Source organism: Pseudoalteromonas sp. MMG013 (assembly GCF_018100885.1).
Taxonomy (GTDB): Bacteria; Pseudomonadota; Gammaproteobacteria; order Enterobacterales; family Alteromonadaceae; genus Pseudoalteromonas; species Pseudoalteromonas aurantia.
Genome location: NZ_JAGJEE010000012.1, coordinates 104,811 through 124,737 on the forward strand (window position 1 = coordinate 104,811; position 19,927 = coordinate 124,737).

18 protein-coding genes are annotated in these 19,927 nt (G+C 40.7%); 7 read left to right on the plus strand and 11 right to left on the minus strand.

The features are described 5' to 3' along the window. The first annotated feature begins 43 nt into the window (after positions 1 to 43). The 3 genes from J8L98_RS12780 (at position 44) to J8L98_RS12790 (ending at position 2,243) form a co-directional block, all read left to right on the plus strand. Positions 44 to 559 (plus strand): sigma-70 family RNA polymerase sigma factor, encoded by a 516-nt coding sequence (locus J8L98_RS12780; RefSeq protein WP_192508053.1) that lies wholly within the window; start codon positions 44 to 46, stop codon positions 557 to 559. Then, on the plus strand, positions 559 to 1,272 hold the full coding sequence (locus J8L98_RS12785; protein ID WP_210996734.1) for a DUF3379 family protein: 714 nt from the start codon (positions 559 to 561) through the stop codon (positions 1,270 to 1,272). Before J8L98_RS12780 ends, J8L98_RS12785 begins: the two co-directional genes overlap by 1 nt. A gap of 116 nt (positions 1,273 to 1,388) precedes the next feature. Further along, on the plus strand, positions 1,389 to 2,243 hold the full coding sequence (locus J8L98_RS12790) for a TIM44-like domain-containing protein (protein WP_210996735.1): 855 nt from the start codon (positions 1,389 to 1,391) through the stop codon (positions 2,241 to 2,243). A 330-nt stretch (positions 2,244 to 2,573) separates the two neighbouring features. Here J8L98_RS12790 and J8L98_RS12795 read toward each other — a convergent pair whose 3' ends face one another. Continuing rightward, on the minus strand, positions 2,574 to 3,830 hold the full coding sequence (locus tag J8L98_RS12795; protein WP_210996736.1) for a hypothetical protein: 1,257 nt from the start codon (positions 3,828 to 3,830) through the stop codon (positions 2,574 to 2,576). Between the two features lie 368 nt (positions 3,831 to 4,198). Between J8L98_RS12795 and J8L98_RS12800 the strand changes: the two genes are divergently transcribed. Both J8L98_RS12800 and J8L98_RS12805 read left to right on the plus strand, forming a co-directional pair. Further along, positions 4,199 to 4,876 carry a response regulator transcription factor gene (locus J8L98_RS12800; protein ID WP_348771904.1) on the plus strand — a complete coding sequence of 226 codons (678 nt, stop codon included), beginning with the start codon at positions 4,199 to 4,201 and terminating at the stop codon, positions 4,874 to 4,876. Next, on the plus strand, positions 4,869 to 6,203 hold the full coding sequence (locus J8L98_RS12805; protein WP_210996737.1) for a HAMP domain-containing sensor histidine kinase: 1,335 nt from the start codon (positions 4,869 to 4,871) through the stop codon (positions 6,201 to 6,203). The genes J8L98_RS12800 and J8L98_RS12805 overlap by 8 nt, the downstream gene beginning before the upstream one ends. A gap of 197 nt (positions 6,204 to 6,400) precedes the next feature. Here J8L98_RS12805 and J8L98_RS12810 read toward each other — a convergent pair whose 3' ends face one another. Next, positions 6,401 to 8,701: a collagenase gene (locus tag J8L98_RS12810; protein ID WP_210996738.1), complete on the minus strand. Its 2,301-nt coding sequence runs from the start codon at positions 8,699 to 8,701 to the stop codon at positions 6,401 to 6,403. Positions 8,702 to 9,307: 606 nt separating this feature from the next. Between J8L98_RS12810 and J8L98_RS12815 the strand changes: the two genes are divergently transcribed. After that, on the plus strand, positions 9,308 to 9,520 hold the full coding sequence (locus J8L98_RS12815; RefSeq protein WP_210996739.1) for a hypothetical protein: 213 nt from the start codon (positions 9,308 to 9,310) through the stop codon (positions 9,518 to 9,520). 204 nt (positions 9,521 to 9,724) lie between these two features. On the opposite strand, the gene J8L98_RS12820 is transcribed toward J8L98_RS12815, so the two are convergent. The 3 genes from J8L98_RS12820 to J8L98_RS12830 all read right to left on the minus strand — a co-directional run bounded on the left by J8L98_RS12820 (position 9,725) and on the right by J8L98_RS12830 (position 12,340). Further along, on the minus strand, positions 9,725 to 10,723 hold the full coding sequence (locus J8L98_RS12820) for a hypothetical protein (protein WP_210996740.1): 999 nt from the start codon (positions 10,721 to 10,723) through the stop codon (positions 9,725 to 9,727). Positions 10,724 to 10,760: 37 nt separating this feature from the next. Further along, complete coding sequence (locus J8L98_RS12825) at positions 10,761 to 11,192, minus strand: DUF6326 family protein (RefSeq protein WP_210996741.1); 432 nt, start codon at positions 11,190 to 11,192, stop codon at positions 10,761 to 10,763. A 293-nt stretch (positions 11,193 to 11,485) separates the two neighbouring features. Continuing rightward, positions 11,486 to 12,340, minus strand: coding sequence for a kinase (locus J8L98_RS12830; protein WP_210996742.1), 855 nt, complete (start codon positions 12,338 to 12,340; stop codon positions 11,486 to 11,488). Positions 12,341 to 12,636: 296 nt separating this feature from the next. On the opposite strand from J8L98_RS12830, the gene J8L98_RS12835 reads away from it, so the two are divergent. Further along, positions 12,637 to 14,100, plus strand: a complete 1,464-nt coding sequence (locus J8L98_RS12835) for a catalase (protein WP_210996743.1) — start codon at positions 12,637 to 12,639, stop codon at positions 14,098 to 14,100. A gap of 92 nt (positions 14,101 to 14,192) precedes the next feature. Here J8L98_RS12835 and pdxJ read toward each other — a convergent pair whose 3' ends face one another. Genes pdxJ through lepA form a run of 6 tightly spaced genes read right to left on the minus strand, consistent with a single transcriptional unit; the run spans position 14,193 to position 19,927 of the window. After that, positions 14,193 to 14,927: a pyridoxine 5'-phosphate synthase gene (gene pdxJ / locus J8L98_RS12840; RefSeq protein ID WP_210996744.1), complete on the minus strand. Its 735-nt coding sequence runs from the start codon at positions 14,925 to 14,927 to the stop codon at positions 14,193 to 14,195. A gap of 4 nt (positions 14,928 to 14,931) precedes the next feature. Further along, entirely contained in the window at positions 14,932 to 15,621 is a 690-nt protein-coding gene (recO, locus tag J8L98_RS12845) for a DNA repair protein RecO (RefSeq protein WP_210996745.1), read from the minus strand. Then, the gene (gene era, locus J8L98_RS12850; RefSeq protein WP_192508066.1) at positions 15,622 to 16,521 is read right to left on the minus strand and encodes a GTPase Era; all 900 of its coding nucleotides are present in this window, start codon (positions 16,519 to 16,521) and stop codon (positions 15,622 to 15,624) included. Then, positions 16,511 to 17,188: a ribonuclease III gene (rnc, locus tag J8L98_RS12855; protein WP_192508067.1), complete on the minus strand. Its 678-nt coding sequence runs from the start codon at positions 17,186 to 17,188 to the stop codon at positions 16,511 to 16,513. Before rnc ends, era begins: the two co-directional genes overlap by 11 nt. A 2-nt stretch (positions 17,189 to 17,190) precedes the next feature. After that, complete coding sequence (lepB, locus tag J8L98_RS12860) at positions 17,191 to 18,126, minus strand: signal peptidase I (RefSeq protein WP_210996746.1); 936 nt, start codon at positions 18,124 to 18,126, stop codon at positions 17,191 to 17,193. Between the two features lie 13 nt (positions 18,127 to 18,139). Further along, positions 18,140 to 19,927 carry a translation elongation factor 4 gene (lepA, locus tag J8L98_RS12865; RefSeq protein ID WP_192508069.1) on the minus strand — a complete coding sequence of 596 codons (1,788 nt, stop codon included), beginning with the start codon at positions 19,925 to 19,927 and terminating at the stop codon, positions 18,140 to 18,142.

Genomic DNA, 19,927 nt, shown 5'->3' on the forward strand with positions numbered 1-19,927 from the left:
AAAAATGTTGCAATAAAATTGACAACTACAAGGTCTTATTAGCATGACCACAAAACAAAAACGTTACGAATCTTTGGTTCAGGTATATCACAGCGAGCTATACCGCTTCGCCTATTGGTTGTGCCATGATCCCACTGTCGCTGAAGACTTAGTACAAGAAACATTTTTACGGGCATGGCGGTCATTAGAATCATTACAAGATGACAATGCCGCAAAGCCTTGGTTATTAACGATTTTAAGACGCGAGAATGCTCGGCGTTTTGAACGAAAGCAATTTGATTACGCTGATGTAGAAAATGACACCTTAGTGGATAATAGAAGTGTCACACTTGACGAAGAGATGGAACAAACCGTCATACAAAGGCAAATTGGTAAGTTATCTGCTGAATATCGAGAGCCACTGTTATTGCAAGTTGTGATGGGGTGCTCAGGTGAAGAGATAGCTGAAATATTAGAGTTAAACAAAAATACGGTGATGACACGGTTGTACCGAGCTCGTAACCAGCTGAAAGAGGCTTTAACTGAAAATCATGAACCTATTAAAGGGGCGTCAAACTGATGGATGAATTAGAATTTCGTCGTCGACTTTTTGCAGATCCCAATGACACGGAAGTCATTGATCATGCGATTGATAATCCAGAGCAACAAAGCTTGGTGGATGAGTTGCAAGACTTTGATGCACAGTTAAAAAGTGCATTACAAGTAGAAGTACCTGCTGGTCTTGCTGATCGTATATTGGTACAGCAACAAGAAGACCAAGCAAGCAATGTGATCCCACTTGCATGGTATCGAAAATATGACAAACCATTCGCTACGGCTGCAAGTATGGTTTTAGCGGTAGGCATTTACTTTATGAGTGCTACGAGCGCCCCTTTGCAAGCTGGTGAGCACGCACTAGAACATGTTTATTATGAAGTCAATGCGCTAGAGCGTAGTCAAGAAGTGGCTTTGCAAGTTGTCAATGAAAAATTGGCTATGCTGGGTGGTCAATTTGATAGCTTACCAGGCAAGGTAACCTATGCCACTTTCTGTAATTTTAAAGGTCAGAAAAGCCTTCATTTAGTTTTTCAATCTGAACATGGCCCGATGACAGTGTTTATAGTGCCAGCCCAGAGTAATGAATATAAACATAATGACAGCCATTTCAACGATGAAAGATTTGCTGGCATGATAGGCAATGGCCAGAAGGCCGACACCATATTAGTGGCTGATATCGGTACACCTATTGAAGACTATCACAATGAAGTCAGTGGCGCGTTGCGCTGGTTATAAAGGTTTACAAAAAGGCGCTTTGCGCCTTTTCTTTTCGACCTAATTTCATCGCTTTATATTTATCTTCTGGACAAGTTTCTTTAAAATCCTAACGACTTAAGATTTATAGGATTGTTATGAGAAACTTTATAGTATTGTTTTCGCTAATCTCACTATTATTTGCCACGAGCTTTGAGGTTGAAGCCCGCAAAAAATTTGGTAGTAAGAAATCAGGTAAAACCCACCAAACCAGTACCACCGCACAAAAAAAGCAAGTGGATACTAAATCTTTGGCTGCAAATAAAACAGCGAAGCCAAAATCAAGTAAAAAAGGCATCATGGCGGGCGTACTTGGTGGTTTACTTGCCGGCGGTTTGATTGCATCAATGCTAGGTGACGACTTCGAAGGCTTTCAGTTTATGGAAATGCTTATGCTTGCTATTGCGGCATTTGTGATTTTCAAGCTCATCAAAAGCTTTATGGCAAAGCGTCAACAGCCACAAATGGCTGGTGCACCGCAATTTAACCAGCAACAAGCGTTTAACCAACCTCAACAGTTTCAAGCACAACAATCAACGTCCGGTGGTTTTGCTCAACAACAGGATGTGCCGTTCAATCTGCCCCGTGATTTTGATGTAAATGGCTTCTTGCAAGGTGCACGTCAACATTACCATACATTACAAAACGCATGGAATAGCAAAGACTACACCACAATGGCTGAGTATTTAAGCGCTGAATTAGTAACTCAGTTCAAACAAGAACGCGAACAGCAAGGTGATGTAGCAACAGAAGTGATGTTTATCGATGCCGAAATGGTTCGTGCAGATACACAACCTGACGTATGGGAAATCAGTATCATGTTCAAAGGTAAATACCGTGATTTAGGCGATATGCAAGAAGAGCCAATTCATGAAGTATGGCACTTGGAACGCAAAACGGCAGGAGATGCACCTTGGTTAATCGTCGGTGTTGAAGATCACATAGATAGCTAATACATAATTTGAAAAAGGCGCTTATGCGCCTTTTTTACTGCTTTAATTTCTCGGTATTTATGCCGTATTAGTGCGTTCACCTTGACTTATTCTCAACAAAAACCTTCACGTATTGTGCTCATTCAAACCGCATGGTTAATTAACCGCAGGTTTGGATAAGGGTTTTGGAATAGAAAATGTTTTGAAAACAAACTTACGTCCAATCCAATGATGATACTTTTTAATATCAAGGCGCTTTTATGCAGTAATAGCGGGCTATTACAAATGAAAGCAACGCCGAGAGTGAGAAAAAGACCTTTATTGGGCAAATTCGCTTATCCAGAGCTGAGGTTAATTACTCAACACATCCAATGTTATATCTGAAAATCGGATTTTTTCGACCGCTATGAGTGTATTGCTCCCATCTCGGTTATCTCGCATATCTTCCACCGTTACATAAGTATTAGCATGGGTAATTTGATATTCGACTGACGATCCTGAAAATATCACCGTGTTCTCAGCTATGTTTCCCGTGATGTGATTGTCGAGTTGATTCACTATTACATTGCTTTTGTTGGTGCCAGTGAGCGTCACATCTTTTAAATATTGTGCATGATGGGTATAAGGCAAATTCGCGTTAAACAGTAAGCTGAAGTCTCCGGTAAAACTTTCATCTATTCTGGCGTTATACGTTAAATAAGAAGCGAAAAACTTATTATCCATTAATGTTGCACCCAGTGGATCTTTTGTCACAATATCTTCGCGTGTCTTAGCAACATATAAATCATGCATTCCAGTTGTAGGAAATTCCATATTTGCTCCCCATAAACCGTAATATACATCTACAACGGCGGCTAAATATTCTTGCGATAAGCTATTCTCTGCGGTTAATTCAGTTATCCAATCCACAGCTCCCATCCCCCAGAGGTTCTGTGACTGCGCTTCTATTTGCGCCGAGCGAATTTCGGCTTGAAAGCTCGGTAATGCGCCATTAAATGCCGTATTTTGATCAACACCAATACCATAATCGTGTACCAAATGAAGTATTTCTTCATATGAAGCGTCTCGATGAGCATAATCTTGTGTGATGTACCACTGATGCCCTTCTACTTGCATCTCACCAAAATAAAGTGGTTGTCCATCAAGTTCTGCCGCTTTATTTGTACCGTCATCAACCCCATTTAATAGCAATAATATTGCCCCATTTTCAGACATTTTATTCGCCACCGCCGTTTTATCTGAGCCATACTCTGAATCAGGCAGCGGTGCTAAAAAGTGCTCTAAAATAGAACGTGCTCGTACTATTTGATTATCAGTGATCTGATCTTGAGCAACAATATGAATTGCTTTGCTATTGGGCGTTGATACCTGAGTATAACGATTAAATTTCAGCGTTTTAGTGTAAGTACTTGCAAGCGAGCTCGGGATCTCACTGATCCCAAGTGCCAATGTTTGTATTGAAAGGCCTGCAGTATTGCCCGCTTGGTTTATCGGTGGCGTTGGCTCAATCGAGACCACAGTCCCTTTAGGCGTTGATTTGGAATTGCAACCGAATAACAGTGACGCAGCAAATGGTATTAAAAAGCAATTTAGATAGGTTATCTTCATGGGTATTCCTCTTGATTAATACTTAACCCCAGCTCTGGATAAGCGAATTTGCCCAATACAGCTATTTTTCTCACTCTCGGCGTTGCTTTCATTTATAATAGCCCGCTGTTACTGCATAAAAGCGCCTTGATATTGAACAAAATATCATCATTGGATTGTACGTAAGTTTGTTTTCAAAACATTTCCTATTCCAAAACCCTTATCCAAACCTGAGGTTACTTAGCAAAAATCATATAAGAAAAGAGCTCATGAATGCGTAAGCCTATGTAAGCCATAAATTGCTTTGTAAGCGTTTGTAAGAAGCATCGAAACTTTTGCTAAAATCAATACACTATAATGCACGATTTGTCACAACATACGGAGCCGCAGTGCACATACTCATAATTGAAGATGACCATGAAATTGCTCGATTAACCGAGATGTATTTGCAAAGTGATGGCTACCAAACCACCGTGGTTGCGGATGGCAACACAGCCATAACCACAATTCGTCATTTATCTCCCGACCTAATTTTGCTTGATTTAATGTTGCCAAGTGTCGATGGATTTGAGGTGTGTAAACAGGCTCGGGCATTTTATACTGGACCGATAATCGTATTAACCGCCCGAGAGGATGATATTAGTGAAGTCAGCTTATTAAAATGCGGCGCAGATGATTACCTAAGAAAACCAGTAAAACCACATATCATGTCCGCCAGAATAGAAGCACTACTGAGAAGAACATACGTTGACGTCATAGAGACCGATAGTGAGCCATCTCATACACTTCAAATCAATTATGATACATTCTCAGTAACATTAAACAACACATTAGTTAATTTAACGACCTCTGAGTTTGATTTGCTCGCACTGCTGCACAAAAATGCAGGCCATACAGTATCACGAGAGGATTGTATTCACGCACTCAGAGGCATTCATTATGAGATCTCAGACCGCTCCATAGACATGCGTATCTCTGGACTTAGAAAAAAGCTCAATGATGACCAACAACCGTATAAACGGATCAAAACAATTCGAAATAAAGGGTATCTACTCATCAATGAATAAGCTGATCATGCCGTTTTTTACCCGCTTATATGGCTTACTATTTTTGGCTATTTTTTGCAGTGTTTTAGTGACGATTTTTATTTTAGATAAGTGGAATGAACGGGATGAAATAGCTGACTTTGTAACAGATACTTTATTTGTAAAGCATGTATTGGAAAACCAAAGGAAAATGACCAAAACACCTGCGGATATTTTCTATCTATATATTGATAACTCACTGTACCCTTTTGATTTTATCTGGTTAGGTTCTGACAATATCAGTCTATCGTGTCCACATTGCACTTTTATAGCACGTTATAACAACGCCGATGTATATCAATTAAAAGACGAAGCTTTATTATCTATTCATTCAGTCGAGGGCAGCTCAGATAAACTCATTATCAAAGACAAACAACAAGAATTTTCGCTTCAAGAATACGCTCTGCCTACTTCCTCTTTCGATATAGAAGTATATGCCCCTTTTATTGTCTTGATTGTTATTGTCGTAGTGATCGGTGTTGTTTTATACCTGCCGATAAGAAAGCTTCAAAAAGAAATCAATCACTTAAACCAAATGAGCTATCAATTTGGTAAAGGCGATTTAGCCGCTCGGGTTAAGCCCCTTTCGGAGCCTCTAACTGTTCTCGCAACAAGTTTCAATAGTATGGCGACTGCATTATCTAATAAAATGAATGAAAGCCAAATTTTTGCACAAGCCGTTCCACATGAGCTCAGAACACCGCTTAGTAGAATACAATTGGCCTCAGGTATCCTCAGAAAACACAGTCTCACCTCTGAACAACTCGCCTTAATTGACAATATTGATCAATATATCTGCGACATTGATGAGCTTTGTACACAAGTAATTCAATTCTCCAAACTCAACATGCAAGTAAAAGAAGACTGTAACAAAACGTTTAATTTAAACCGTTTTATCGCATACCGAGTCGAACAACTTACACTGCGCTCAGTGATAAGTATTAACACCCTTTGTTGCAAAAATATCACCGTTTACTGTAATTCAACGCACTTGCGGTTAATTATTGATAACCTGCTAAAAAATGCGGCGCAACATGCTAAACAACAAGTTGATATAACAGTCATAAGTACAAAAGGTGTGCTCAAAATAACGATTGAAGATGATGGCAAAGGCATATCAAAGCATGACCATGACACTATTTTTGTTCCCTATGCTCGATTAGACAGCAGTCGTACTAGAAAAACCGGGGGGCTCGGCATGGGGTTAGCTATTGTAAAAGGTGCTATTAATCAATTGGGCGGAGAAGTTAGTGTAGCCAGATCTTCCTCTGGTGGCGCCATGTTTATAATTAAACTCCCTATTTTGTAAAAACACCCTTCCTATAAAACCATAGAGAGATGAATAAATAGCCGTTCATATTCAGCAGTGTGCTAAACAGGCATTTCTAATACACGACAATTCATATAAAACATGGCGCTAAATTTATAGCGCCATGCCGTAAGACTCCAAGCCCATCTGATTCACTTACTGATAAATACTAAAGCAACATCAATTTAGGCTGAAACTCATTTAAGTACAAAAATATTACTGGTATTATTGAGATCCAATACACCAATACAGTTATTACTTTCATCTGCAACCATCATGCGATCACCCGCAGACCAAAATGTTTCTGTATAGATTTCACCTTGCGCTAATGTTGCATAAGTCGTTGTCAATAACGGCTCTCCTGTGTTGTTGTTGATCCAATATAGTTTAACTGCTGAAGTCATGGTGTTCACAACTTGTAAGTCAGGCGCTGCGTCTGACGTTCTTGAATAAGGTACTGCTAAATCGCAGCTCCCCATCTCGGCTGTTGCATCTGGGATCACCGGTGGAGGTGCAACATCTAAGGCATTTTTAACCATCTCTTGTGTTACTTCAAATGCATTATTTTCCTCATTCAATAGTGCGACACCTAAACAGTTGTCAGCACCATCGGTAAGCATGATCCTATGGCCCACGTCCCAATCATCCGCGGTATAACTTTCGCCTTTAGCTAAAGTGGCATAAGAGTCACCGGACTTATCACCTGTTTTTCTATTTAACCAATACACTTTCACCAACTTTTCAGTTGGGTTAGTGATCGTTAAATCTTGCGCTGTTTTGTCAGAATCATAGTAGGTTTCTGCTAAGCTACAGGTACCAATAGTCCCTTTTTCTGGCCAATGTGGTAAGTAAGGTTCTGTGGCTGAAACAAGTGGGATTGGCTCTGGAGTCGTAACACTACACTCATCACCTGCACATGCTGTGAAATTAAGGTCGATAATATCTGACCCTATAAAGTCTGAAGAAATTGCAATGTAATACTTGCCTGACTCAGGCGTAGCCAGTACACACTTTTCCTCATTTGTGTTGTCTGTAACTGACTTACAAGTAAATTCAGTATCGATAGAAGGATGAACTTCAACGCCTTTCTTAACCCAAAAATCAACATTCCCCGAGCCGCCTGAGGTAGCAAATGTTACAGAAGGTAAGCCAGCTGGTACATCCACAGAAAATAACCAACCACCACGACCATTAATCTGTTGGTAATCGCCAAGTGCAACAACTTCGACACTTGCTTTATATTGCTCGGTCAGTGTCATCTTTAACCAGTTTTCGAACGCTGGTTGATTATCAGCAGCAATACTTGCCATTAGGGTGTCAAACTCTTCCCACTGCCCAGCACGCATATGAACAAGCATTTGAGACACAAGGTCAGAACGTTGTTCAATTAAAAAAGCAACCGCAAGCTGTCCCCAAGTGTATATATTTGCATCACCAGCGAAGATTTCAGCTAACGTATAAGACTCCTCACTATTCGCAGTTGAGACACGTGAATAGTACCTATTATAGAAAGTACTCAAATATTCAGCGAGGCCTTCACTCCACCAACCTAAACTGCCTTTATAGCCGCCTTCTTTGTTGTATCGCCCATCTAATGCGTGAATATATTCGTGCGCAAATGATCGAAGTACCGATCGTCCGCCACTCCACTCAAGAGCATCAAAAGTCCAAATATCAGAACTATGCCACCACTTTGTAGGCGATGTTTCAAAATAAATACCACTGGTATTGCTAGTGTTTCTCAAATGCTCAGCCCAAGCAGCATGATTTGATAAGCTTTCGAAAATATGAATATTGGTGATTTCATTTAAATCATTTGCAACAGCCTGTTGGAATTCGGGAGTAATTCCTGAATGTAACACTTCATCAAACACCCTTTTAGTGCGTTTAACAATATCACATGCATCATGGAGTTCCGCTTCAGACATTGACTGTGCGCGGATCCGTACAGGTTCATCACACATTACATTGCCGCTGAACAGCTCTGTTGTTGCAAACATGGAGGCATCAACGGCGTCCCCACCTTCATACGCATCAATGAATATGTGGTATCTACCCGCTTTTGGCTTGTCAATAATACACCCTTCATTTTCGTTAGTACCAAAATATGAAACACAGTCAAACACACCTTCTGCACCTGCACTTGCTTCTTCTTCATATTTCACATACAAATCAGGATCACCTAAACCGTTATTAGCAGTGCCCGAAAATAAACTCACCACTAACGTTTCACTATCTTCAGGCACGTCTACATAATACGATCGACCTTGTCCTTCTGTAGTACTAATATTTAGTTTCACCACATCCAGTTTCAGTGCAGGCTCATCCGCGCTAGAGAAATCAACTTCTGGTGTAGTCGGGGGATCTTCTACCGGAGGCTCTACTACGGGTGTTTCAGCTACTGGGGCTATCACTGTTTCAGTTGATGAACTACTCCCACCACAGCCGGATAATGCAAGCAGCACTGCGCTTGATAAGGTCAATGTTCTAAAAAGCATTTGGTTTTCCTTCTAATTGTTATTTTAATACTCAATATCTTCGATAGCTCAGAGGGGCTGATGTTTCGGTCTAAGAGAGGCTAAGTCGTCACTTGATATTAAAAGCCTAGGGGGACTCGGTAAAAATCAAGTAACAGCACCTAACCTCTCTAGCATGAACACTTTAAACTGAGCGTGTTTTATATTTATGCTTTATTTGATTACACACATCATTTATTTCCATTAATTGCTATTAAATACAATGTATTACATAAAATTTAAAAGCTGTAATACAGGGTAAATTAACAAATATAAGCCCAGTCTTTTTAATAAACACGATGTCAATTATTCTGGGCCATGCAGATGTTCCCTAGCCAAAGCCGTGACTCGTTTTAAACACAACGTTCGTATTTGTAACACAAATAAAGGTATAATGTAAATTGTATACAATATAATTAAGGGTGGAAATGTAAAATCCCCTTGAGCATGAGACCTGCAAATAGGAATTCTGATAACCTTTACAGCGCTACGTCATACCTGAAGATCGATACGTATATATAGCTTTTGCAAGTTTTATTCTCATCCCAGACATCTCTAAAATGAAGTTGAATTTAAACGAGAGTCAATATGAATAAAATAAGCAACGTATGTGCTATCACAGCCCTGCACAGCATATCTGGTTTCGCAAGTGCAGAACCGACATGGCATGCATCTACAATCAACAAAGTTTACCCTCAGTCTAATGGAGATGTTGTACTTACTTTCACACAAGATCATGCTAAATGCACAAATGATTCTATACCCAAATACTACTACTTATCTGCCAAAAAAATGGCGTAACAGCTTCTGGCTTACAGAATATTTACAGTGTGGCCTTGACCGCTACCACAGCAAATCAAAAAGTGACGATTAACTTTGACTCGAGTACACCGGATTGCAATATCAATCGATTACTCGTCGTTTTTAGATAAAAATAAGGAGCTAAACATTAGCTCCTCTTTCCTATTGAAGTAAAATATCTTCCCAATACCATCCGCTGAGTTACTAAAGTGATTTTAACTTTTTTATTCTGTTCGTTAGCTGTTTTTTCAACTCGTCGTCTACAACATAATTCGCTAAGTCCTGATACAAACGCTTCGCTTTGAGTTTTAGACCTTTTGCCTCTAAAATATTTGCTAGCCTAAATTTTGTCCATTCCTTTGTTGGCATTTTATTAGAAATTACCGCTTCATTTAGATACTGTTTCAATGCTTTTTCTCCCTCATCTAAATCGCGTTCACTGAGTACACTTGTTCGACCAATTTGAAATAATGCTCTGTATTTCGCTCGAGATTGTTCGGGTGTGTTAGTATCTAATTCTGTCGCCTTGCGAAAGCGTACTAACGCGTCTGCATAACGTCCTTGGGTTTGATGGTATATTCCCAGTTGATAATGAAACTGAGGTTCATCACCAAAATCTCGCATACCTAATTTTGATATTTGACTGAGCTTTTCTTCATCTCCCATTTTACCATACACCTGGATTAATGCCGTTGCGCCCAGCAAAGGACTCACTTTTTTCAGTGCGTGGGCATGTTTTAACCCTACCTTTAAATCTCCTCCTAATATGGTCGGCACATGCATATGATATTGGATCAACGACTCTCGATATTCTACATTATTAGGAGAAAATTCTACCGCCAGTGTTAATCCTTGTTTAACCTTTTCAAGGTAACCCATTATACTGAAAACACTCGCGGCGTCCGCTTGCTTAGCAGCAATATCGGCAAACACAAAATGAGCATGTGCGTTCTTGTCATCTAATTGTATCGCTTTTATAATATAATTTTCAGCATCATCAAGTTGATGGCGTTCGAAGGCAATACGCGCTAAATAAGTGAACTTAATAGAACTGAGCTCGTCATTCTGTAACAACAATTTTTGAGCTCGTGAAAGCTCATTATTTTCAAAAGCCTCAATTGCATTTTCTACACTCGCATCAGACCCCCTGCTCAAAACACTACATAAACACATAAACAATACGATTACTTTTTGAATATTCATTTTTAAACCTCTATGACGGATCGTTATTATTCAGAAATCATTCTGCTTTGCGTGTTTTCGGCCAATGCCATGCATATAGTACAATTGCAACCGATATAGCCACTTCAACTGCTGTTAAGAATAAGTAAAACCACCAGATTTCAGTCAAGTTTGTTGCAACCAGCATGAGTATAAAAAACATAGAAACGATGATATTTACCCTGCGATTTATTGTTGGTTTAAGTACCAATGTAAAAAACACCATCACACTTGGGACTACCATAAGTACTGCCACAGCAAGAAATTGGAGTTGAGTTTCAATACTGCTATTTACCGCCATTGCTTTAGCCATAATTCCTGGTACATATATCTGTATATAATCACCATATACATAGCAAAACATGACCGCTATCCAAAGTGCTGAAATCTTCAACTTTACATTTATTTTAAAATCTTCAAATTTTGACTCTGTGCTATTCATTACACTCATTGATCACTCCATTTTATCGTTAAAACACACACTTTATGAGTAAAGGTAAAGCGGTTCCTATATTTACACTTGACAACCGCATTACTGAATTACTATTTCTGTGCCTCAAAGTTGGTATCCACACCTCCACTCATGGCTTTCGAAAAGCATATATTTTGCCGACGCGTATGTCGTCCAAGACTACAAGGTAAGACACATTGAAATTTAAAAGCATATAAAACAAAAACTTAAAAAACACATGAACGTGATACTAAATAACTTCGGGTTGAGACAGTGCAGTACTGAATGAAGAGTTAAGTTAGATTGAAACGATGTGTGCTATCCATGGTGACTGATAAATCACTTTGCTCTGGTAACGAAGCCATTCCCCACCTAGTAAGCCTTTCAAAATACTGTATAAATTGAGAAACCTCTTGCTCAGTCATGCCTTTTCCAGATTTACATTTTAATTGCTGTTCTTGTTGCTGCCGCCACTGGTAAACACGCTCAAACGTTTGAACATTCAAGTACACTAATTTATCAATTAAAGAAAACAGAGTCTGATAGTCCGCCGCTAAACATTGATTTACGTAACGCCGATACCTACCCTGCGTATCTTGCAGCGCCTCTAATGTATTACAAGGGTGGCATAACCGTTCCAAGGGCTCTGATTTTAATCCCACACACCAACCCTCAAAGATCAGAATATCTGGCGGCACTTCTATCGTTTGCCAATACTTCGGAAGAAATGGTCTATCTTGTGATTTATCGAATCTTGGTAAAGTAAATGCCTGTTGAGCTTTAAATAACCGAACAGTTTCGATGGCAAGTTTTATTGCATGGGTACCCGGCACTCCTCTCGTTGCCAGCAGCGGGTGATGTTGCTTAGCAAGTATGCTTCGCTCTTCAGGAGATAAATAAAAATCATCCAAAGAGACAACTGCAATACTTAACCCTTGTGCCTCTAATGAGCGAGCTAAATAGTGTGCCAAAGTTGATTTTCCACTGCCTTGTGCGCCGTTAATACCAAGACAAAACGGTAAACGGTTAGATTGGACTTGCGCATGAGTATACGCCGCGTTGAACCATGACAGTATCGGCTCAGCATCTTGGATATAATGTGCTGGCAACCCCTGCTTTTTCAAAAATGCGTACTGCCACTTTTTCATAGTTAACCCATGCTGGTAATCATTTACAGTACCTTGAGTTTACCAACATAATTAATATATGCACCCTCTCACAAATCAACGCCTCCAATGACTTACATATACATAACAACATATGTCACAAAAAAACCATCGATTAAATTGATTGCAACAAGCCATTTTTATCATTTATAAGATATCAATAGACTCTCTATACTGCATTGTGTGGACAGCCCATAGCTTACTTAATTTTGTCATGGCAGCCACTGAACATAGACCGTTAGGTCTAATTAATACTTGATCACTATTGCGGAGGCATTATGAAAACGACTCTTACTACAGCGGCTGGCGCCCCTATTTCAGACGACAACAACAGTATTTCTGCTGGTGAGCAAGGCGCGCTTACTTTTGATAATTTCAGGCTTTTTGAAAAGCTAGCACACTTTAACCGTGAAAGACTGCCTGAAAGAGTGGTGCACGCAAGAGGCACTGGGGCATATGGGACATTTACGTTAAACACATCGTTGACACACTATAGTATCGCAAGCTTCTTACAAAAAGCAGAGCAAAAAACTGACGTATTCGTCCGTTTCTCAACAGTCGGGGGCGGCCAAGATTCAAGTGATTATGCACGAGACCCACGTGGGTTTGCAGTGAAATTTTATACCGAACAGGGCAATTTTGACCTGGTAGGTAACAATACACCGGTGTTCTTTATTAATGATCCGATAAAGTTTCCAGACTTTGTCCATTCTCAAAAGAAAAACCCTAAAACTAACTTACCCGATCCGGCTGCTATGTTTGAGTTCTGGGCAAATCATCCTCAATCATTACATCAAATGACCATCTTAATGTCAGACCGAGGCATTCCATTAAGCTACCGACATATGCACGGCTTTGGTTCACACACCTTAAGCTTTTGGAATCAAGATGGTGAACGGTTTTGGGTAAAATGGCACTTAAAAACCCAACAAGGTATTGAAACGGTATCTAGTGATGATGCACATAAATACCCATCATTTGGCGCACAGCAAGACTTAGTGGCTGCCATTGAGCAAGGTAATTTTCCCCGTTGGAAAGTCAAGTTACAGGTTATCACGGAAGCACAAGCAAAAGCGCTGAGTGTCAATCCATTTGATTTAACCAAAGTCTGGCCTCACAATGAAGTGCCACTGCTTGATGTTGGTACACTTGAACTCAATCGCAATGTTGATAATTACTTTGCTGAAACTGAGCAAGCGACATTTGCTCCAAGTAATTTGGTGCCTGGTATCGGTGCATCACCAGATAAAATGCTACAAGCAAGGTTAATAGCATACCAAGATGCGCATCGATACCGTGTTGGTGTAAACGCAAATCAAATTCCTGTTAATGCGCCAAAGTGTCCTGTCCATAATTACCAACGTGACGGTGCGTTCGCAGGGGCCTGCCCATTTTCTGATCCCACCACAAACAGCGGTAATAACAACGTCAACTTCTACCCCAACGACAGAATTGATGCTGGTGCCCCGAGCCCTGATCCGGCAGTCGCAGAACCACCAATGCCACTGGCACAGAATGCATGGGTCAAACCACATGACCAAGATCACGAAGATTACTATACGCAGGCGGGTGATTTATTTCGCTTAATGAGCCCAGTACAGCAACGAGAGCTAGCGGACAACATTGCGGGAGGGTTAAGCTTGGCTAATGAAGATATTCAGCAACGAATGCTTACACAGTTTGCCAAAGCTGATAAACAATACTTGTTTGCCGTTAAGACCGCTTTAGCAGCTCAGGGTTAATTTTTAATTGTAACCAAAGTGGCTTTCGCCAGCTTTTATTTGCGACAAAGCCGACATAATGTCGGCTTTGTCGCAGATAAATAAAAAATTGATCACGCTTGTCGCGCTTCAATCATCAGACGTTTCATGTCTCTTATGGCTTTTTCAAGCCCATCAACCGCGGCTCTAGCAATGATGGCATGACCTATATTAAGTTCATATATTTCTGGCATTTGGGCTATCGGTTTAACATTATGATAGTGTAAACCATGTCCGGCATTGACAATAATACCTTGCTTATCTGCATATTGAACACCCAGACGAATTCGTTCTAGTTCAATTTGTTGCTCAGCATCTGTTTCAGCATCAGCGTACGCGCCTGTATGGATCTCTACATACGGCGCACCTGTTTGTTTCGCTGCATCAATTTGTGCATTATCCGCATCAATGAACAAAGACACTTTAATACCAGCCTTTGCAAGCTGTCCTACTGCACTTGTGATTCTTTCGACGTTACTCACTACATCTAAACCACCTTCCGTTGTTAGCTCTTCCCGTTTTTCTGGTACTAAGCAGACGTAAGTCGGCTTTACTTCCAATGCAATATCAATCATTTCATCAGTGACCGCGATTTCAAGATTCATACGAGTTTGGATGGTTTGTGCCATAACATAAACATCTCGGTCTTGAATATGACGACGGTCTTCACGCAAATGAATCGTGATCCCATCCGCACCAGCGTGCTCGGCAACAGAAGCCGCATGAGCTGGATCAGGGTAACGGGTACCACGCGCTTGGCGTAATGTCGCAATGTGGTCAACATTAACACCTAATAAAATATCTCTCATTGTTCTACCTTGATATAAAAAGTTCTCGGCTTTTTAAGGCTTTATGTCCTAAAAGCGGTTTTAATAAATATCGGCTCAAGTGTTTTGCTGGCTGGCGTACTGCTTGCTTAGCAAAATCATGTTCCGCCATAGCCAATAGCACAGCACCTGAAAAACCCAGTTGAGGCTGATCAGTGCGAATGAAGCCAAGCTCGGCAACATATTGATACGAGTACTTCGCACTCACAGGTTCACCATGTGCATCATAATCAAACTCTAAACCAAACCCTAACATACTCAGCAATTGAAATTCATAACTTCGTAAAATAGGCTCAATATCATCACACTTAGCCAACAATGTTAAATGGGTTTGATACAATTCAAAAACTTGCTCTAATGGTTCATTGCACGGTATTGCACGATAGGTCAGTTCATTTAAATAAAAACCACAATACAATAGTTTACCCGATAACTGCAAAGGTCCTGAGGCGAGTTCGAACTTATTAAGGTACTTTAGATCGTATCGCCCGGCATATTGACAAAGAAGTAACCCGAAAGGTTGTAGGTGGGCATTATGCTTCAATGATTGCTTACCCTTGATTCGAGCAAGCATAGTGAGGTGACCAACGCCTTCAACAAGCATATTGAGCATCAATTGAGAGTCACTATAGGGACGTCGATGCAATAAATACGCTTGCCGAAAGTCGCTATGCAATCATTCTTCTCCGTAACCTAAACTGCGCAGAGCACGCTCATCATCAGCCCAGCCAGACTTCACTTTAACCCAAAGCTCTAAAAAGACTTTGTTATCAAGCATATCTTCCAGATCTTTGCGCGCTTCACGGCCAATAACTTTAAGCTTTTCGCCTTTGTTACCTATCACCATACGCTTTTGGGTTTCACGTTCAACTAAGATCAACGCATTTATTTGCCACACGCCATTGTCTTGCCATTTAAACTGTTCAATTTCAACAGTCACTGAGTAAGGTAACTCATCTCCCATAAAACGCATCAGCTTTTCACGCACAATTTCAGCTGACAAGAAACGCATTGAGCGGTCGGTTACATAATCCTCAGGAAAGTAAAACTCAGATTCAGGTAAACGCTTACGCACTTCTTCTTTTACCATATCAATGTTTTTACCTTGTTTCGCAGAAACAGGAATAATACCGGCGAAGTTCCCCTGCTCACTCAACCATTGCATATGCGGTAAAACAAGTTCATGATCTTTTACTTGGTCAACTTTGTTCATTACCACTAAAACAGGCCGACCACTGCCCATGACTTTGGTTAAGACCATCTCATCATCAGCATTCCAAAGCGTACCTTCCAGAACAAAGATAATTAGCTCAACGTCACCGATAGAACTTGATGCTGCACGGTTCATTAAACGGTTTATAGCACGCTTCTCTTCAATATGAAGCCCGGGTGTATCAACATAGACAGCTTGATAATTGTCTTCTGTGTGAATACCCATTATACGGTGGCGAGTGGTTTGTGGCTTACGTGATGTAATACTCACTTTTTGCTCAACAATTTGATTCAAGAGTGTTGATTTGCCAACATTTGGGCGACCAACGATGGCTATCATGCCACAGTGCGTATTAGGCGTCATTTTTTATGATCTTCAATGCTTTTTCGGCAGCTTTTTGCTCCGCCTTTCGACGTGAGCTACCGATTGAAATAATACTATCCATTCCTTCAACAATACATTCTACCGTGAATGTTTGATTATGTGCTTGACCTTTTGTATCGATAACCGTATAGCCTGGCAACGGAAGTTTGCGTGCTTGCAAATATTCTTGCAATAAAGTTTTTGGATCTTTTTGGTTATGGCCTGGAGAGATGGCATCTAACCGAGACTGATACCAATGCAAGATAAGGTCACTGCATTTATTAATATCTGAATCTAAAAATACAGCGCCTATAATTGCTTCAACTGCATCGGCAAGTGTTGATTCGCGACGAAACCCTCCACTTTTTAATTCCCCAGGACCTAACCTTAAGTAATCCCCTAAGTTAAATTCCACACCAAATTCAGCCAAGGTTTGACCTCGAACCAAAGTTGAACGCATCCGACTTAAATCGCCTTCACGCGCTTTTGGGAATTGCTCATATAGGGCATTAGCGATAACGAAACTTAAAATTGAGTCGCCCAAAAACTCCAAGCGCTCATTGTGCTGGCCTTTATGACTTCGGTGCGTCATAGCTTGCTCAAGCAATGCTTCGTTATTAAATTGATATCCTATCTTACTGTATAATTCTGCTACGTTTCTTTTCATTGCTACTGAATATTACCTAGGCGTTCAAAACGAACACCAGTTGGAACCCAGCCTGGTAATAGGCTATCTGGGCCATTATCAAATTCAAAACTCATCCAAATAAATACGGCTTTACCGACTAAGTTTGCCTTAGGTACAAAGCCCCACATACGGCTGTCTTGACTATTATTGCGATTGTCACCCATTGCAAAGTAGCTGTCTTCAGGTACTACCCATTCATCTTTTCGGGTGCCCTGCTGCTGGTAATAACGTTCAGTTAATTCCAGTGCTTGTGGGTTAATGAGTATATCGTGCTGTACACCTGGTAAATCTTCTGTCAAACGTACCAGTTGCATTGAGCCTTGCTTATATTCATCACGATTTACAATGTCTAACTTAATCTTATTATACTCGCCACACACCAAATTGCCTTGTTGAGTTTGCCCCTCTTGACACTTTGGCTGAATGTATAACTGTCGATTACGATAAACGATACGATCCCCTGGTAAACCAATTATACGTTTGATGAAATCAATACGCTCGTCCAGAGGAAACTTAAACACCGTTACATCCCCGCGCTCTGGCTCGCCTACATCAACAAGTTGAGAACGCCACACTGGGTCTTTAATACCATACGTAAACTTTTGTACTAGAATAAAGTCGCCATCTAGTAGCGTTGGCATCATTGACCCTGATGGGATCTGAAATGGTTCAAAAATAAACGACCGGAAAATTGTGATGGCGGCAATCATTGGGAAAATCGACTTTGCCCCTTCAACAATTGCAGGTTCAGGTGCTATCTCAGCAATTACATCATCTTCTAAAAGTGTGCCACTGCTCCCTTGTGCAAGCGCGATACGTTCTTTTCTTTTCGGTGCATATAATAAGTGGTCCAACAACCAAATGAGGCCTGAACCTAGCGTAATTAACACCAATAATACTGAAAAATAGCCAGCCATCTAAAAATTCCTGTTATTTGCCTACTTTTAATATGGCTAAAAATGCATCTTGAGGCACTTCTACATTACCTAACTGTTTCATGCGTTTTTTACCATCTTTTTGTTTTTGAAGTAACTTCTTCTTACGACTCACGTCACCACCGTAACATTTTGCAATTACATTTTTACGTAACTGTTTCACGGTTGTTCTTGCTATAACATGAGCACCAATTGCCGCCTGAATTGCTATATCAAACATTTGCCGTGGGATCAGTTCTTTAAGTGCCTCGGCAAGTTGGCGGCCTCTTGATTGCGCGCCATCGCGATGGACAATAATAGCCAACGCATCAACTCTATCACCGTTAATAAGTATATCTACTCTTACCATGTCTGATACTTGGAAGCGTTTAAAGTTATAATCTAGTGAAGCAAAACCGCGACTGGTTGATTTCAACTTATCAAAGAAGTCCATCACCACTTCAGCCATAGGCAACTCATAAGTTACTGCAACTTGTTTTCCGTGGTATGCCATCTTTGTTTGCGAACCACGCTTTTCTACACACAGTGTAATAACATTACCTAAGTACTCTTGCGGTACTAGGATATTTGCTTCAACCATTGGTTCACGCATTTCAATAATGTCGTTCACAGCAGGTAAGTCAGACGGGTTATCAATTTGAATAGTACCATCCTTTGTTACTATTTCATAAATTACTGTTGGCGCAGACGTGATTAGATCCATATCATATTCACGCTCTAGTCGTTCTTGGATGATTTCCATATGGAGCATGCCAAGGAAACCGACTCGAAAACCAAAACCCAGTGCTGTTGAACTTTCAGGTTCAAAGAATAGCGATGCGTCATTCAGACTTAATTTATTTAAGGCGTCACGGAATGCTTCATAATCATCTGAAGCTATTGGGAACATACCCGCATAAACCTGAGGCTTAACTCGTTGGAAACCGGGTAAACGCTCAACCGCTGAATTTTGCGATAATGTAATCGTGTCACCCACAGGCGCACCGTGAATGTCTTTAATACCCGCAATAACAAAGCCAACTTCACCTGTTTTTAAAATACCGGTATTCGTTTGCTTGGGTGTAAAAATACCAACATGATCCGCAATATGCGTTTGATCCGTCGACATTATTTTTATTTTATCGCCTTTACGCAATTCACCGTGTTTAATACGTACCAATGATACAACCCCTTGATACGGGTCAAACCAAGAGTCGATAATTAATGCTTGTAACGGCGCTTCAGGATCACCTTCCGGTGGCGGTACATCTCGTACAATGTTTTCCAGTACATCATCAATACCGATGCCTGTTTTAGCGCTACATTGCACCGCATCTAATGCGTCGATACCAACAATGTCTTCAATTTCCTCTGCAACACGCAAAGGATCTGCTTGCGGTAAATCAATTTTATTCAGAATTGGAATGACTTCCAAATCCATTTCGATGGCGGTGTAACAGTTTGCCAACGTTTGTGCTTCGACCCCCTGCCCAGCATCAACTACAAGTAAAGCACCTTCACAAGCAGCTAAAGAACGAGACACTTCATAAGTAAAATCTACGTGTCCTGGTGTGTCGATAAAATTCAACATGTAAGTTTCACCATCTTTCGCGGTGTAATTCAACGTTACACTCTGCGCTTTAATGGTAATGCCGCGCTCACGTTCGATGTCCATCGAATCCAGCACTTGCTGTTGCATTTCACGGTCAGTAAGGCCACCGCAGACATGGATCAAACGGTCTGAAAGCGTTGATTTGCCGTGGTCGATGTGGGCGATGATAGAAAAGTTACGGATATGCTTCAT